Origin of the sequence: Microbacterium sp. oral taxon 186 str. F0373 (assembly GCF_000411455.1) — a bacterium.
Taxonomy (GTDB): Bacteria; Actinomycetota; Actinomycetes; order Actinomycetales; family Microbacteriaceae; genus Microbacterium.
In genome coordinates, this window is sequence record NZ_KE150457.1 from 1,288,878 (window position 1) to 1,303,351 (window position 14,474).

Annotated in this window: 13 protein-coding genes and 1 pseudogene; 7 read left to right on the forward strand and 7 right to left on the reverse strand. The window is 69.6% G+C overall.

Features of this window, described 5'->3' with window-relative positions; genetic code table 11:
* Nucleotides 1-38 precede the first annotated feature (38 nt).
* The gene (glpK, locus tag HMPREF1529_RS05995; protein WP_016464115.1) at nt 39-1,553 is read left to right on the forward strand and encodes a glycerol kinase GlpK; all 1,515 of its coding nucleotides are present in this window, start codon (nt 39-41) and stop codon (nt 1,551-1,553) included.
* Nucleotides 1,554-1,676: 123 nt separating this feature from the next.
* Here the strand turns inward: glpK and HMPREF1529_RS06000 are convergent, their stop codons facing one another.
* Entirely contained in the window at nt 1,677-2,402 is a 726-nt protein-coding gene (locus HMPREF1529_RS06000; RefSeq protein ID WP_016464116.1) for an aminoglycoside 3'-phosphotransferase, read from the reverse strand.
* 52 nt (nt 2,403-2,454) lie between these two features.
* Here HMPREF1529_RS06000 and HMPREF1529_RS06005 point away from each other — a divergent pair, with 52 nt between their 5' ends.
* The 4 genes from HMPREF1529_RS06005 to HMPREF1529_RS06020 all read left to right on the forward strand — a co-directional run bounded on the left by HMPREF1529_RS06005 (nt 2,455) and on the right by HMPREF1529_RS06020 (nt 5,326).
* Nucleotides 2,455-2,862 (forward strand): hypothetical protein, encoded by a 408-nt coding sequence (locus HMPREF1529_RS06005; RefSeq protein ID WP_016464117.1) that lies wholly within the window; start codon nt 2,455-2,457, stop codon nt 2,860-2,862.
* Nucleotides 2,863-2,958: 96 nt separating this feature from the next.
* Nucleotides 2,959-3,720, forward strand: a complete 762-nt coding sequence (locus HMPREF1529_RS06010) for an SDR family NAD(P)-dependent oxidoreductase (protein ID WP_016464118.1) — start codon at nt 2,959-2,961, stop codon at nt 3,718-3,720.
* A complete protein-coding gene (locus tag HMPREF1529_RS06015) occupies nt 3,717-4,502 on the forward strand; it encodes an enoyl-CoA hydratase/isomerase family protein (protein ID WP_016464119.1) in 786 nt (261 codons plus the stop codon). Before HMPREF1529_RS06010 ends, HMPREF1529_RS06015 begins: the two co-directional genes overlap by 4 nt.
* Nucleotides 4,499-5,326: an SDR family oxidoreductase gene (locus tag HMPREF1529_RS06020; RefSeq protein ID WP_016464120.1), complete on the forward strand. Its 828-nt coding sequence runs from the start codon at nt 4,499-4,501 to the stop codon at nt 5,324-5,326. Before HMPREF1529_RS06015 ends, HMPREF1529_RS06020 begins: the two co-directional genes overlap by 4 nt.
* 41 nt (nt 5,327-5,367) lie before the next feature.
* On the opposite strand, the gene HMPREF1529_RS06025 is transcribed toward HMPREF1529_RS06020, so the two are convergent.
* A complete protein-coding gene (locus HMPREF1529_RS06025) occupies nt 5,368-6,231 on the reverse strand; it encodes a Cof-type HAD-IIB family hydrolase (protein ID WP_016464121.1) in 864 nt (287 codons plus the stop codon).
* Between the two features lie 61 nt (nt 6,232-6,292).
* Nucleotides 6,293-6,931 carry a LysE family translocator gene (locus tag HMPREF1529_RS06030; RefSeq protein WP_016464122.1) on the reverse strand — a complete coding sequence of 213 codons (639 nt, stop codon included), beginning with the start codon at nt 6,929-6,931 and terminating at the stop codon, nt 6,293-6,295.
* 73 nt (nt 6,932-7,004) lie between these two features.
* Between HMPREF1529_RS06030 and mmuM the strand changes: the two genes are divergently transcribed.
* Entirely contained in the window at nt 7,005-7,877 is an 873-nt protein-coding gene (gene mmuM / locus HMPREF1529_RS06035; protein ID WP_016464123.1) for a homocysteine S-methyltransferase, read from the forward strand.
* Nucleotides 7,878-7,907: 30 nt separating this feature from the next.
* Here mmuM and HMPREF1529_RS06040 read toward each other — a convergent pair whose 3' ends face one another.
* The 4 genes and pseudogenes from HMPREF1529_RS06040 to HMPREF1529_RS15590 all read right to left on the reverse strand — a co-directional run.
* Nucleotides 7,908-8,738 carry a Cof-type HAD-IIB family hydrolase gene (locus HMPREF1529_RS06040; protein WP_016464124.1) on the reverse strand — a complete coding sequence of 277 codons (831 nt, stop codon included), beginning with the start codon at nt 8,736-8,738 and terminating at the stop codon, nt 7,908-7,910.
* The gene (locus HMPREF1529_RS06045) at nt 8,735-10,156 is read right to left on the reverse strand and encodes a glycoside hydrolase family 1 protein (RefSeq protein ID WP_016464125.1); all 1,422 of its coding nucleotides are present in this window, start codon (nt 10,154-10,156) and stop codon (nt 8,735-8,737) included. The genes HMPREF1529_RS06040 and HMPREF1529_RS06045 overlap by 4 nt, the downstream gene beginning before the upstream one ends.
* Before the next feature lie 25 nt (nt 10,157-10,181).
* A complete protein-coding gene (locus HMPREF1529_RS06050) occupies nt 10,182-12,050 on the reverse strand; it encodes a beta-glucoside-specific PTS transporter subunit IIABC (protein WP_016464126.1) in 1,869 nt (622 codons plus the stop codon).
* Nucleotides 12,051-12,123: 73 nt separating this feature from the next.
* A pseudogene (locus tag HMPREF1529_RS15590) lies at nt 12,124-12,873 on the reverse strand (PRD domain-containing protein); the annotation flags it as partial.
* Between the two features lie 172 nt (nt 12,874-13,045).
* Here HMPREF1529_RS15590 and rlmN point away from each other — a divergent pair.
* Entirely contained in the window at nt 13,046-14,278 is a 1,233-nt protein-coding gene (rlmN, locus tag HMPREF1529_RS06060) for a 23S rRNA (adenine(2503)-C(2))-methyltransferase RlmN (protein ID WP_016464128.1), read from the forward strand.
* Nucleotides 14,279-14,474 lie beyond the last annotated feature (196 nt).

The following is a 14,474-nucleotide window of genomic DNA, read 5'->3' on the forward strand; positions in this document are numbered from 1 at the left end:
GATCCTCAACACAGACACCTAGACAAGGACGTCCACTCATGAGTGACTACATCATCGCCCTCGACCAGGGCACCACCTCCAGCCGCGCGATCGTCTTCGACAAGAAGGGCTCGATCATCTCCGTCGGCCAGAAGGAGCACGAGCAGATCATGCCGCGCGCCGGCTGGGTCGAGCACGACCCGATCGAGATCCGCGACAACATGCGCGAGGTCATCGGCATCGCGCTCGGCCGTGCGAACCTGTCACGGCACGACATCGCCGCGGTCGGCATCACGAACCAGCGTGAGACCGCCGTCGTGTGGGACAAGAACACCGGCATCCCGGTGTACAACGCGATCGTCTGGCAGGACACGCGCACCCAGCCCATCGTCGACCGGCTCGCGGGCGACGCGGGAGTCGAGCGCTACAAGGACATCGTGGGCCTGCCGCTGGCCACGTACTTCTCGGGCACGAAGATCGTCTGGATCCTCGAGAACGTTGAGGGGGCGCGCGAGAAGGCCGAAGCCGGTGACCTGATCTTCGGCACGACCGACACGTGGGTGCTCTGGAACCTCACCGGCGGACCCGACGGCGGCGTACACGCGACCGACGTCACGAACGCCTCGCGCACGCTCTTCATGGATCTGAAGACGCTCGAGTGGCGCGACGACATCCTCGCCGACTTCGGTGTGCCGCGCTCGATGATGCCCGAGATCCGCTCCTCCAGCGAGGTCTACGGCGAGGCGCGCGACACCTCGCTGCTGCGCGAGACCCCGGTGGCCGGTATCCTCGGCGACCAGCAGGCGGCGACCTTCGGCCAGGCGGCGTTCGATGCCGGCGAGAGCAAGAACACGTACGGCACGGGCAACTTCCTCATCTTCCAGACGGGGACCGAGATCGTGAAGAGCGAGAACGGCCTGCTCACGACCGTCGGCTACAAGCTGGGCGACGGACCGGCGCACTACGCGCTGGAAGGGTCGATCGCCGTCACCGGGTCGCTCATCCAGTGGCTGCGCGACCAGCTGGGCATCATCTCCTCCGCCCCCGAGGTGGAGGAGCTGGCCGCCAAGGTCGAGGACAACGGCGGCGTGTACTTCGTGCCCGCCTTCTCTGGCCTGTTCGCGCCGTACTGGCGTCCTGACGCCCGCGGCGCGATCGTCGGTCTCACCCGCTTCGCGAATCGCAACCACATCGCCCGTGCCGCGCTGGAGGCCACGGCCTTCCAGACACGCGAGGTGCTGGATGCCGTCAACGCGGACTCGGGCGTCGACCTCACGGAGCTGAAGGTCGACGGCGGCATGATCGCCAACGACACGCTCATGCAGTTCCAGGCCGACATCCTCGGTGTGCCGGTCGTCCGCCCCGTCGTCGCCGAGACGACGGCGCTCGGCGCGGCGTATGCGGCGGGACTCGCGGTCGGCTTCTGGAACGACCTCGACGAGCTGCGGGCGAACTGGCAGGAGGACAAGCGCTGGACGCCGAACGACGATGTCGCCGAGCGTGAGCGCCAGCTGCGCCTCTGGAAGAAGGCCGTCACGAAGTCGATGGACTGGGTCGACGCCGACGTGAACTGATCTCGCCTCCGCGCGACACCCGGATCGGGGTCGCATACGGTCGCCTCTCGCGAGGAATGACGGCCGTATGCGACCCCGATCTCGCGTGCGGGGGCGGTCCCGTGCCGGCGGGAACACGGAGGATTACGTCGCGTTCCAGAGGTCGCGGTAGAAGCTCATGCGCTCGGCATCCGCGTCGATGCCGTAGCCGTCGAGCAGGGCGTGCTCCCAGCCCGGCCCGTAGTTCCATTCGGTGCTCATGGCGGCGACCGCGATGTCGGCCCACCGGTCGGCGACGCCGAGCGCCCCGAGGTCGACGTGTCCGCTCCAGCGTCCGTCGCCCCCGATGAGCGTGTTCGGGCAGCAGGCGTCGCCGTGGCACACGACGAGCCGGTCGACGACGGGGCCCTCGGTGAGCGCGAGGGGCAGGCGGACGCCGCGGCGGCGGGCTGCGGCGACGCGCGCCGGCACCGACCAGTCGAACGGACAGTCCGCGACCGGGAGGGCGTCGTGCAGGGCCCGCAACCCCGCGCCGACGGCGGCCACCGCGGTCGCCGGCTCGCCGACCCACCGCGGGTCGACGGCGGATCGCGCCGGGATCGCCCGGGTCACCATCCACTCGTGCCGGTCGTCGGCGCCGTGGACCAGCACCTGCGGCACCGGTGTGTACGCGCCCGCCCAGGCCAGCCGCGCCACTTCGCCGGCCATCGTCGTCTCCGCGTTCCGCGGTCCGTACTTGATGTAGCGACCGTCGTCGGTGCAGAAGGTGACTCCGCCGATCGCGTTGCGCCAGACCGGCGTGAGGAGGGCGCCTCCCGCGAGCCGGCGCACGGACGGGGGAACCTCGATGTCGTCGCCGGGGATGCTCACGGCACCCATCCTGCCTCTCGCGCACGCGAGTGTGTCCGTGGTGAGATGAAGCGTGCCCACCTCCGTCGCCCGCCGTGTCGGCGCGCTCACCGCACTCGAGGACACCGATGGGCCGGCTGTGGCTCTCGGTGATGCCGCGGCTCGCCACGTTCGTCTGCGTCCCGACGGCCTCCAGCCCGCTCTCGGCGACACCCTCGTTCCACTGATCGAGGGCATCTTCGGCGGCTCGTCGGGGGATATCGCCGAGACACCGACCTTTCCCGTCCGGGTCACGACCGACGACGGCGCGGTCCTGGAGTGGCGCGCGACGGCGCACTACCTCTCGGGATATCGGCGGCGGGATGCCACGCTGGCGGCGCGTCTCGTCGATCACGTGGTCGCCGTTCCTTACGCGCGGGTGCGGCTCGCACGTCCCGACGACCTGCTGTCGCGACTGGGCGAGATCCTCCGCCCACGTTGAGATGGCATGGTGAGACGTAGTACCGCGTATGCTGGCACTCAGTAGCATGATCCGTCGCTGAGCGGCGGGACCGGCCCGGACTTCGAAGGAGAATCCATGGACATCGCCGGCGCATCCGCGCTCGTCACCGGCGGGGCCAGCGGCCTCGGCCTCGCCACCGCACGACGGCTCGCCGATGCGGGCGCCCACGTCGTGATCGTCGATCTCGCCTCCTCGGCCGGCGCTGACCGCGCTGCGCAACTCGGCGGCACCTTCGCGGCGGCCGACGTCACCGACCCGGCCCAGATCGCCGCCGCCGTCGAGGCCGCCGCGGCGCAGGGACCGCTGCGGGTCGTGGTCAACTGCGCCGGCATCGCGCCGCCCGCCAAGGTGCTCGAGCGCGACGGGTCGCCGAGCGACCTCGCCCACTTCGAACGCATCATCCGCGTCAACCTCATCGGCACGTACAACGTCATCGCGCAGGCCTCCGCCGCCATCGCGAAGACGGAGCCCGCCGACGGCGGCGACCGCGGCGTCATCGTGAACACCGCGTCGGTCGCGGCGTTCGACGGTCAGATCGGCCAACCTGCCTACTCCGCGAGCAAAGGCGGTGTGCACGCGATGACGCTGCCGATCGCCCGTGAGATGGCGCGCTACGGCATCCGCGTGGTCACGATCGCCCCCGGGATCATGGAGACGCCGATGCTCGCCGGTCTCCCCGAAGCCGCGCAGGAGAGCCTCGGGCAGCAGGTGCCCTACCCGGCCCGGCTCGGCAGGCCGGACGAGTACGCGAGTCTGGTGGCCGAGATCGTCCGCAACGGCTATCTCAACGGTGAGACGATCCGTCTCGACGGTGCCATCCGGATGGCGCCGAAGTGACCGCCTCGATCATCCACACCCGTGACGGCGCGCTCGCGCGGCTCACCTTCAACCGCCCCGCGTCGCTGAACGCCATGGGTTTCGAGATGGGCGCGCTCTGGCGCGACCTCGCCCACGAGATCACCGCCGATCCGGCGGTCGGCGCGATCGTGCTGGATGCCGCGGGCCCCGCCTTCTGCGCCGGCGGCGACGTCGTCGAGATGGCGTCCTCCGGCTCGGGCGGCGAAGACATCACGGCCATGGCCCACATCATCCACGACGGCATCCGTACCTTCGTCGCGTCCGACATTCCGATCGTCGCGGCGGTGCAGGGCGCCGTCGCCGGTGGGGGACTCGGCCTGATGCTCACCGCCGACTACGTCGTCGCCGGACCGCGTGCGCGGTTCGTGAGCAAGTACGCCAACATCGGGCTGACCCCCGACCTCGGCGTCTCGACGCTTCTTCCCGCGGCCATCGGGCAGACGCGTGCGCTGCGGATGCTGCTCGACGACGTCACGATCGATGCCCCCACGGCGCTGGAGTGGGGTCTCATCACCGAGATCGCCGACGATCCGGGGGCTCGCGCCGCGGAGCTCGCCCGGTTCTGGCTGGGCGGCGCGACGGCCGCGTTCGGGCAGGCCAAGCGCCTCGTGCGCGCCGGCGCGCGGCGCGCCTTCGCCGACAACCTCGACGACGAAGCCCGTACGATCGGCGCCAGCTTCGACACCCCGCAGGCGAAGGCCCGTGTCGCCGCGTTCGCCGCGGCATCCACCTCTCCGACCTCTGACAAGGAACGCGCATGACCCTCGCCGGAAAGACCATCCTCATGTCCGGCGGCAGCCGTGGCATCGGCCTCGCCATCGCACTGCGGGCTGCGCGCGATGGCGCCAACATCGCCCTCATGGCCAAGACCGACACTCCGCACCCCAAGCTCGAGGGCACCGTGCACAGCGCCGCGGCCGAGATCGAGGCGGCTGGTGGGCGAGCACTGCCGATCGTCGGCGACGTGCGCAACGACGACGACATCACCGCGGCGGTGATGAAGACCCACGGCGAGTTCGGGGGCATCGACATCGTCGTGAACAACGCCTCGGTGATCGATCTGTCGGGCTCGCTCGAGCTCGCCGCGAAGAAGTACGACCTCATGCAGGACGTCAACGTCCGCGGCACGTTCATGCTCAGCCGTGCGGCCGTACCGATCCTGAAGGATGCCGAGAACCCGCACATCCTGTCGCTATCGCCGCCCCTGAACATCACGCCGCGCTGGCTGGGTGCCCACACCGGCTATACCCTCGCCAAGTACGGGATGACGATGGCGACGCTGGGGATGGCGGCGGAGTTCGCGAAGGACGGCATCGCGGCCAACACCCTGTGGCCGGAGACGACGATCGCCACGGCCGCCGTGCAGTTCGCCCTCGGCGGCGACCGGATGATGAAGGTCAGCCGCACCCCCGAGGTCTACGCCGACGCGGCGTACGAAGTGCTCACCCGTCCGGCGCGGGAGTACACGGGCCAGACGCTCATCGTGGAGCAGGTGCTGCGCGACGCGGGCGTCACCGACTTCGCGAAGTATGCCGCGACGCCGGGGACGCCCGACCACGAGCTGTTCCCCGACATCTTCCTCTGAGTCCTTCGGTTCGACGCGTCGCTGCGCGTCGAGACGCGGTCTCAGATGAGGCCGAGGCGCGTCAGGGCGTTGCTGACGCCGTCCTCCAGCACACCGGTGGTGACCATGTCGGTCATCGCCTGCAGTTCGGGATCGGCACCGCCCATCGCGACCGAGGTGCCGACGACATGGAACATCTCGACGTCGTTCCAGCTGTCGCCGATGCCGATGGCGTCGGCGGCATCCATCCCGAGTACCGCGAGCACCTCGGTGATCGCCGCGCCCTTATTGACGCCCTGCTGGCAGATCTCGCCGTTCGAGCCGCCGGGCAGCGGGATGGAACCGGGGATCACGTGGAACTGCGGCCCCAGCTCGTCGGCGGCGCGGGTGAGCGTGTCGCTGGCCGTGCTGAGGAAGGTGGCCTTGACCACGGCATCGAGGTCGACTTCGTCGAGCGGCCGGTAGTGGTTGAGGAGGGCGACGTCCTCCGAAGCGGCGGCCGCCGCGCGTTCGTCGACCGGGGCATGGGTCCGCACGAAGCGGCGGGCGTGCTCGAGCACGCCGGGGCTGACGTAGACGGTGCCGTCGGTCTGCAGGAAGTAGTGCGCCCCGTGCTCCTCGAAATAGGCGATCATCCGGTCGACGAGGGGGCGCGGCATGAGGTGCGCGACGATCTGCTCGTCGCCCCGCACGGCGAAGGCGCCGCCGTTGGTGATGGCGCCGTCGACGGGGATGGCGCGAACCTTCGGGTTGATGTCGCCGGCGGCGCGACCCGTGCACAGGTACACCAGGTGACCATTCGCGCGTGCGGCGGCGATGGCGACCGGCGTCGAGGCCGACATCTGGGCCCCGTGTTCGAGGATCGTCCCGTCGATGTCGATGAAGATGATGCGGCGGCGGGACGGGGATATCGACGAGGAGCTCACGGCATCCATTCTCCCCGGTGCGCCTGAACGTCCGGTGTCGCGTCCGCCGCCGGGCCGAACCTCAGTGCTTCGGCCCGGTGACGAGCAGGATGCCGCCGAGCCCGATCATCATTCCGCCCCCGGTCGCGGTCAGCCGCTCGATGCGCGTCGGCGAGCGCGCGAACCACGTTCGTGCCGCGGCGGCGGCGAGCACCCACATCGAATCGGATACGACCGCGAGCAGTGCGAACACCAGGCCGAGCTCGAGGAGCTGCAGCGGCACCGCGCCGGCCTTCAGATCGACGAACTGCGGCAGCACCGCGACGAAGAAGGCGAGCGTCTTCGGATTCGTGACACCCACGACGAAGCCCTGCCAGAGCTGACGGGCGTGCCCGCGCGGCAGCCCGGTCAGATCGGGCGCCGCTGCCGCGCTCTTGCGGTGGCGGATCGCTTGGATGCCGAGGGCGACGAGGTACAGCGAGCCGACGACCTTGAGGATCGTGAACAGCACGATCGACTGCGCCACGAGCGCGCCGACCCCGACCGCGACGAGGGCGACGATCGGGATGAGCGCGAGGCTCACTCCGGCGACGCTCAGCAGCCCGCCGGTGCGCCCGAGCGCGAGGGTGCGACCGACCGAGAACAGCACCGCCGGGCCGGGGATGAGAATCAGCACCAGCGCCGTCAGCGTGAACGCGAGCAGGTTCTCCCAGGGCACCATGGCGTCAGTCTAGGGGCGCGGTGCGCCCCCTCCTCGCCCACGCCTCTCGCCCAGAGCGGCTACGGTGGCAGCGATGGCTCCCTCCGTAGACCTGCGCTCCGCACTCCGCGACCGTCCCCTCGTGCTCGACGGCGGTCTGGGCACGCTGCTCGAGTCGCGCGGCAATGACCTGAGCGGTCGCCTGTGGTCGGCGCGGCTGCTGCGCGACGACCCCGAAGAGGTCCGTGCCGCCCACGTCGAGTTCGTGGATGCCGGCGCGGACGTGCTCGTCACGTCCTCGTATCAGCTCGCGTACGGCATCGGCATGGACGACGACGAGGTCGACGACCTGCTGCGCCGCAGCGTCGCGCTCGCGAAGGGCGCGGGCGATGCGTTCGTCGCGGCATCCGTGGGCCCATTCGGGGCCGTCCGTGCCGACGGCAGCGAGTACACCGGCGCGTCCGACGTCGACGTCGAGACGCTGCGCACCTTCCACCGCCGCCGGCTGGAGGTGCTGGCCGATGCCGGGGCCGACGCCCTCGCCATCGAGACGATTCCGAGCCGACTCGAGGTGCAGGCGCTCGCCGCCGAGCTCGACCGTCTCGGTCGCCCCGATCTGCCGGTGTGGATCAGCCTCTCCGCAGCCAGCAGTGGCTTCGTGGGTGCGGATCTCGCCGCCGCGCTCGCCGACGCGGCCGAGGTCGCCGGTGTCGTCGCCGTGGGCGTCAACTGCTGCCCGCCCGAGGCGGTGGCACCCGCCCTCGCGGCTGTGCCATCGGGCGTTGCCGGCATCGCCTATCCGAACTCCGGTGAGCGCTGGGATGCCGAGGCCCGCACCTGGGTGGGCGAGGGGGGTGTGCCGACCGCGCTGGCGAGCGCGTGGATCGCGGCCGGGGCCCGACTCGTCGGCGGTTGCTGCCGCACGACTCCGGCGCATATCGCGGCGCTGGCGGCGTCGCTGCGCTGACGATCACCGCGCTGCGTCCGGCGCCTCGGGTCAGACCAGGCCGTTACGGAAGAACGCGAGGGAAAGGCCGTCCTCGTCGATCGCGGCGGTGACCTGATCGGCGAGCGCTTTCACGCCGTCGACCGCATTGCCCATCGCGACGGCGGTGCCGACCGCGGCGAACATCTCGACGTCGTTCCAGTTGTCTCCGATGCCGATCGCATCGCGTGCGTCGAGGTCGAGCTCGGCGAGCAGTGAGCGGATCGCGGCTCCCTTGTGCACGCCGCGGGGAGCGATCTCGCCCGAGGCCGCGAACGCGACCGGAATGGTGCCCCCGACGACCTCGAAGTCATCCGCCAGCTCGGTCAGCGCGCGCGCCGCGGCATCCTCGTCGTCTGTTACGAACACGAGCTTCGCGAGGAGCGTCGGATCGATCTCGTGCGGCTCGCGGAAGACCTTGCCGGGAAGGCCGGCGGCCCCGAACCTCTCGGCGAAGAGTGCGGACAGCTCCGCCGAGCCGAACAGCTGGTCGTACGACTGGAAGTATCCGTGCAGGTCGTTGTCGACCAGATAGCGCTGCAAGCGCGCGACCTCGTCGGGGGTGAACAGGGTGGCGGACACGATCCGCCCGCCGAGGCTGGCGAACGCGCCGCCGTTGGTCACGGCGCCGTCGAAGCCGATGTCCATGAGCTCGTCGTGCAGTTCGGCCGTGCCGCGCCCCGTGCTCAGGAACACCAGGTGTCCCCGAGCACGGGCGGCGCGGATCGCCTCCACCGCGGTGGGCGGGATGTGGCGGCCGCCGTGCATGATCGTCCCGTCGACGTCCAGGAAGATCGCACGTGTCCGGGCGGAGCCGACCGTCGCGGAGGAGGGGCGGGTCATACGGTCAAGGCTCCGCCGTTGGTGCGGATCACGTCGGCGTACCAGTGGAAGGACTTCTTCTTGTAGCGATCGAGGGTGCCCGACCCGTCGTCGTTGCGGTCGACGTAGATGAAGCCGTATCGCTTGCTGAGCTGGGCGGTGGATGCCGAGACCAGGTCGATGCATCCCCAGGAGGTGTAGCCCAGCACGTTCACGCCGTCGGCGATCGCCTCTCCGACCTGCACGAGGTGGTCGTTCAGGTACGCGATGCGGTAGTCATCGACGACCGTCTTCACTCCGTCGATCTCGACGAGCTCGTCCTTGGCGCCCAGACCGTTCTCCACGATGAACAGCGGCTTCTGCCACCGGTCCCAGAACTGGTTGAGCACGATGCGCAGCCCCACAGGGTCGATCTGCCAGCCCCACTCGCTCGCTTCGAGCGTCGGGTTCGGCACGCCCCCCATGATGTTGCCCTCGCCGGCGACTTTCTTGGCGGGGTCGGCGGTGGCGGCGACCGACATGTAGTAGCTGAACGAGACGAAGTCGACCGTGTTCTGCAGGTCTTCACGATCCTGGTCGGTGATCTCGAGCTCGATGCCCTTCTCGCGAAGAGTCCGCAGGAAGTAGCCCGGATAGGCACCGCGCGTGTGCACGTCGCCGTAGACCAGGTTCGAGTGGTCGAAGTCCATGACCGCCAGTGCGTCGGCGGGCGACGGGGTCAGCGGGTAGACGGGCATCGACAGGACCATGCAGCCGATCCGGGCGTTCGGTGCGACCTCCCGCGCGATGCGGGTGGCACGCGCCGAGGCGACCAGCTCGTGGTGCATCGCCTGGTAGAGCGTCTGCTCGCTGAGCTCGCTCTTCGGTGTGTTGATGCCCCCCGACATGAACGGAGCGTGCAGCAGCGAGTTGATCTCGTTGAACGTCAGCCAGTACCTCACGCGGGAGCCGAAGCGCTCGAAGAGCGTGCGAGCGTAGCGCTCGTAGAAGCCGGTGAGGCGGCGATCCGTCCATCCGTCGTACGTCTCGGCGAGGTGCAGCGGCGTCTCGTAGTGCGAGATCGTCACGAGCGGCTCGATGCCGTGCTTGTCGAGCTCGTCGAGAAGGCGGTCGTAGAACGCCAGGCCCTCCTCGTTGGGCTCGGTCTCGTCGCCGTTCGGGAAGATGCGGCTCCACGCGATCGAGAACCGGTAGGTCGTGAAGCCCATCTCCGCGAACAGCGCGATGTCCTCGGCGTAGCGGTGGTAGTGGTCGATGCCGACGAGCTTCAGGTTGTCCTCGGTGGGGGCGGCGGTGCGCGGGCCGACGATGCCGCGGGGCATGACGTCCTGGACCGACAGCCCCTTGCCGCCCTCGTTGTATGCGCCCTCCAGCTGGTTGGCGGCGGTGGCGCCTCCCCAGAGGAAGCCCTCGGGGAAGGGGGATGCGGTGGTGCTCATGATGATTCTCCTTGCGGGTCCGCTGTCACTTCGTGGCGGCGACCGAGTCGACCGACACGGCGGTGAACAGGGGCTCACCGTGGGCGATCGGGCCGGTCGCGGCATCCGCGATGGCGGGGTACAGGTCGGGGTTGGTCACAATGACAGGCGTGGTCAGGTCGTAGCCGGCCTTCTCGATGGCGTCGCCGTCGAACTCGACGAGCATGTCGCCCGCGGCCACCTGCTGTCCGGTGGTCACCTTCACGGAGAAGTGGGCGCCGCCGAGCTTGACGGTGTCCAGGCCGATGTGGATCAGCACTTCGGTGCCGTCGGCGTGGCGCAGGCCGAACGCGTGACCGGTCGGGAAGGCGGCGACGACGGTGCCGGCGAACGGTGCGTAGACGGCACCGGAGCGCGGCTGGATCGCGACGCCCTGACCGAGAGCGCCATCGGCGAAGGCCGCATCGGCCACCTCGGTCAGCGGGATGACGGTGCCGTCGACGGGAGCGAGCACCGTGACGTCGTTCGCGGCGACCGGGGTGGGGGCGGCCGTCGCGACGGCGTCATCGGCGGGCTCCTTGAAGCCGACGATCACGACGAGCAGGAACGGGAGCACGATTGCGACGAGCAGGCCGAGGCCGAGCATCACCATGTTGCCGTTGCCGAGCAGAGCGGTGATGGCGAGGCCGGAAGGAACGACGAAGGCCTGCGAGAAGACGCCTCCGAGCGCGATGATCGCGCCGCCGAGGGCACCGCCGACGACGCCGAAGGCGAACGGGCGCTTGAGGGGCAGGTTGATGCCGTAGATCGCGGGCTCGGTGATGCCGGCGAGGAAGCCGGACAGGGTCGCGGGAGCCGCGAGCGACTTGAGGTTCTTGTTCTTGGCGCGCACCCACACACCGGCGACGGCACCGGCCTGAGCGAGAACGGCGGCGAAGAGAGGGCCGAGCAGGAGGATGTGACCCGTCGTCTGCAGCTCGACCTGGAACAGCGGCACGAAGCCCCAGTGCAGCCCGAAGATGACGAACACCTGCCACAGGCCGCCCATGATGGCGCCGCCGGCCCAGGGGGCGACCTGCCACACCCAGCCGATGGCCCCGCCGAGACCGCGCGAGAGGAGGTCGGAGATCGGGCCGATGACGACGAGCACGAGCGGGACGGCGATCAGTACGACGATCATCGGAGTGACGAACCGGCGGATCGCCGACGGCAGCTTCGCGTAGAGGAACTTCTCGGCGTGGCTCTGCAACCACACGATGATGATGATCGGGATGACGCTGGAGACGTAGCTGACCATCGTGAACGGGATGCCGAAGAACGTGAGGTCGGGGGCGCCGTTGAGTGCGACGATCGTCGGGTAGACCAGGGCGCCGGCGATGGCGAGCGAGGTCCACTCGTTGGCCTTGAAGTACCGGGCAGCCGTGATCGCGAGCACCATCGGCAGGAAGTTGATGAACGCGTCGGAGAGCGCGTTGAGCACCATGTAGGTCGAGGACGCGGCGTCGATCCAGCCGAAGGTGGCGGCGGCCGGCAGGAACGCCTTCAGCAGGCCGGTGCCCGCGAGGGTCCACAGCGCCGGGGTGAAGATCGACGAGATCATCGAGATGAAGCGGTTGAAGAGGTTGCCCTTCGGGCCTTCCGCCGCGGCGCTGTCCTGACCACCGCCGACGCGGGAGATCTTGCCGATCTCCGCGAACACCTCGGGCACGTCGTTGCCGATGACCACCTGGTACTGGCCGCCGGCCTGGGCGACCGTGATGACGCCCGGAACCGCCTTGACGGCCCCGGCATCCGCCTTGCTCTCGTCCTTGAGGACGAAGCGCAGGCGCGTCGCGCAGTGCACGAGTGAAGTGACGTTGTCTTCGCCGCCGACGCCGGCGAGGACGCCGGCCGCGGTCTTTGCGTAATCCGCCATCGGGGCTCTTCAAACGCTCGACGTGGACGATGAGGTACAGCAGCTCCTCATCGGTGAGATCCGACCCGGTCGCGCCGCGCACGTACGCCTTCACATGCTCGGCGATCTCGTAGGAGCGGGGGTAGCTGTGCTTGGCGAACTCGAAGAAGGAGGTGTCGCCGCTGGCCAGCATCGTGCGACTCACGAGACGCTGCAGCAGGAACTGCACATGCAGGATGAAGCGGGCGTAGTCGGGACCCTCGACGTCGAGGCGCACACCGAGGGACTGCTCGACGACCTCCACGACGTGCTGCACCCGGCGAAACAGCAGCGCGGCCGTGCCGTTCGGCTCGTCGCGCGTGGCGTTGAGCAGGTGCGTCGTGAGGAAGACGGCCTCTTCGGCGGGCAGCTCCCGGTCGAGGCTCGTGGCGATGGAGGTGGCCATGTGCTCGGCGGTCGCAAACTCCTGCGGGTGGAGCACGCGCAGTTCGGGCATGGATGCCGTCGTGATCCGCATGCCTTTGTCGAGCCGCTCGATCACGTAGGCGACGTGGTCGATGACGGCGATCGTGAAGCGCCGCCCGAGATCGCGCCCGAGGCGGCGCTCCGCCTCGTCGACCGCCCGGGTCGCCGCCTCGATGATCGGATACGGCACGTCCGCCAGCAGTCGTCGTTCGCGCTCGCCGTCGGCGCCGTTGTCGAGGATGAACGTCTTCTCGACCTTGGCCGGGTCGAGTACATCATCGGGCTTCAGCCCGAACGCGAGGCCCCGTCCCATCAGCACGCGCTCGCGCCCCGACTCGTCGATGGCGATGACGACGTTGTTGTTGAGCACCTTGTGCACCGGGACGGCGTGCGTCGCAGGGGTGCGCCGAGCGGATGCCGCGGCGTCGGGGTGCTCATGCCGAGAAGTCTAGAAGTCGTGAGGGCGAGTTCTCTCCCTCGGGGGTGAGCCGCATGCCCGCGCCCGTGCGAGAACCCGCCGCGCATCCAGGCGGCCTCGGTACCCTGGAGTCATGACCGAGCCCCGCCCCGTGCGCACCACCCGTCCCCGTCAGGTGCGCCCGCGCGCGGAGGGCTGGACCCAGCGGCTCGACGCCGACGGCAAACCGCTGCTGCAGTTCGCCGCGCCCAAGCGGGGGATGCCGCCGGTGCACCTGGCCGACCTGACGCCCGAGGAGCGCGTCGAGAAGGTCAAGGAGCTGGGGTTGCCGGGGTTCCGGGCGAAGCAGGTCGAGAAGCACTACTTCCAGCACTACACGTCGGATGCCGCCGCGATGACCGACCTCCCGGCATCCGGTCGGGAGGAGTTCGTCACGGGGCTGCTGCCGCATCTGCTCACCGAGGTGCGACGGCTCGAGACCGACCGCGGCGACACGATCAAGTTCCTCTGGAAGCTGCACGACGGCGCCCTCGTCGAGTCGGTGCTCATGCGTTACCCCGGCCGCATCACGCTGTGCGTGTCGAGCCAGGCCGGCTGCGGTATGAACTGCCCCTTCTGCGCGACCGGTCAGGCGGGGCTCACCCGCAACATGTCGGCTGCGGAGATCATCGAGCAGGTCGTCCGTGCCAACGCGGCGATCCGCGCCGGTGAGCTGGGCCCCGCCGAGCACGTCGACGAGCGCGTCACGAACATCGTGTTCATGGGCATGGGGGAGCCGCTCGCCAACTACAACCGGGTGATGCAGGCCGTCCGCACGATGGTCGACAAGGATCACGGGCTCGGGATGAGCGCGCGCGGCGTCACGGTGTCGACCGTGGGCCTCGTACCGGCGATCAACAAGCTCGCCGCCGAGGACATCCCGGTGACGTTCGCGCTGTCTCTCCACGCTCCCGACGATCAGCTTCGCGACGAGATGATCCCGATCAACTCGCGCTGGAAGGTCGATGAGGCGTTGGATGCCGCGCGCGGCTACTTCGAGAAGACGGGTCGCCGGGTCTCGATCGAGTACGCGCTCATCAAGGACATGAACGACCACGCGTGGCGCGCCGACCTGCTCGCCACCAAGCTCAACGAGCGCGGCCGCGGCTGGGTGCACGTGAACCCGATTCCGCTGAACCCCACGCCCGGATCGGTGTGGACGGCGTCCGAAAAGGATGTGCAGCGCGAGTTCGTGCGCCGCCTCAACGAGGCCGGCATCCCGACCACCCTCCGCGACACCCGCGGCAAGGAGATCGACGGGGCCTGCGGCCAGCTCGTCGCCACCGAGGAAGACCGCGCCGTCGCGGCATCCGTTCCCGTCGACTGACCCGGCGGGCCGCGCGCGGCACCTCGCGCGGCACCCGAACTGCAAGGCCGGCTGCCCGACCCGCCGGTGTGGGGTGGCCAGCGGCGGCGTGTCGCTCGGCATCCCTTGCAGTTCGGTGCACGCGGGGGTGGATGCCGGGGCCGCACCACCCTGTCAAGCCTGACCCCGCCCATAGGCGGCGGCAGTAGCGTGGACC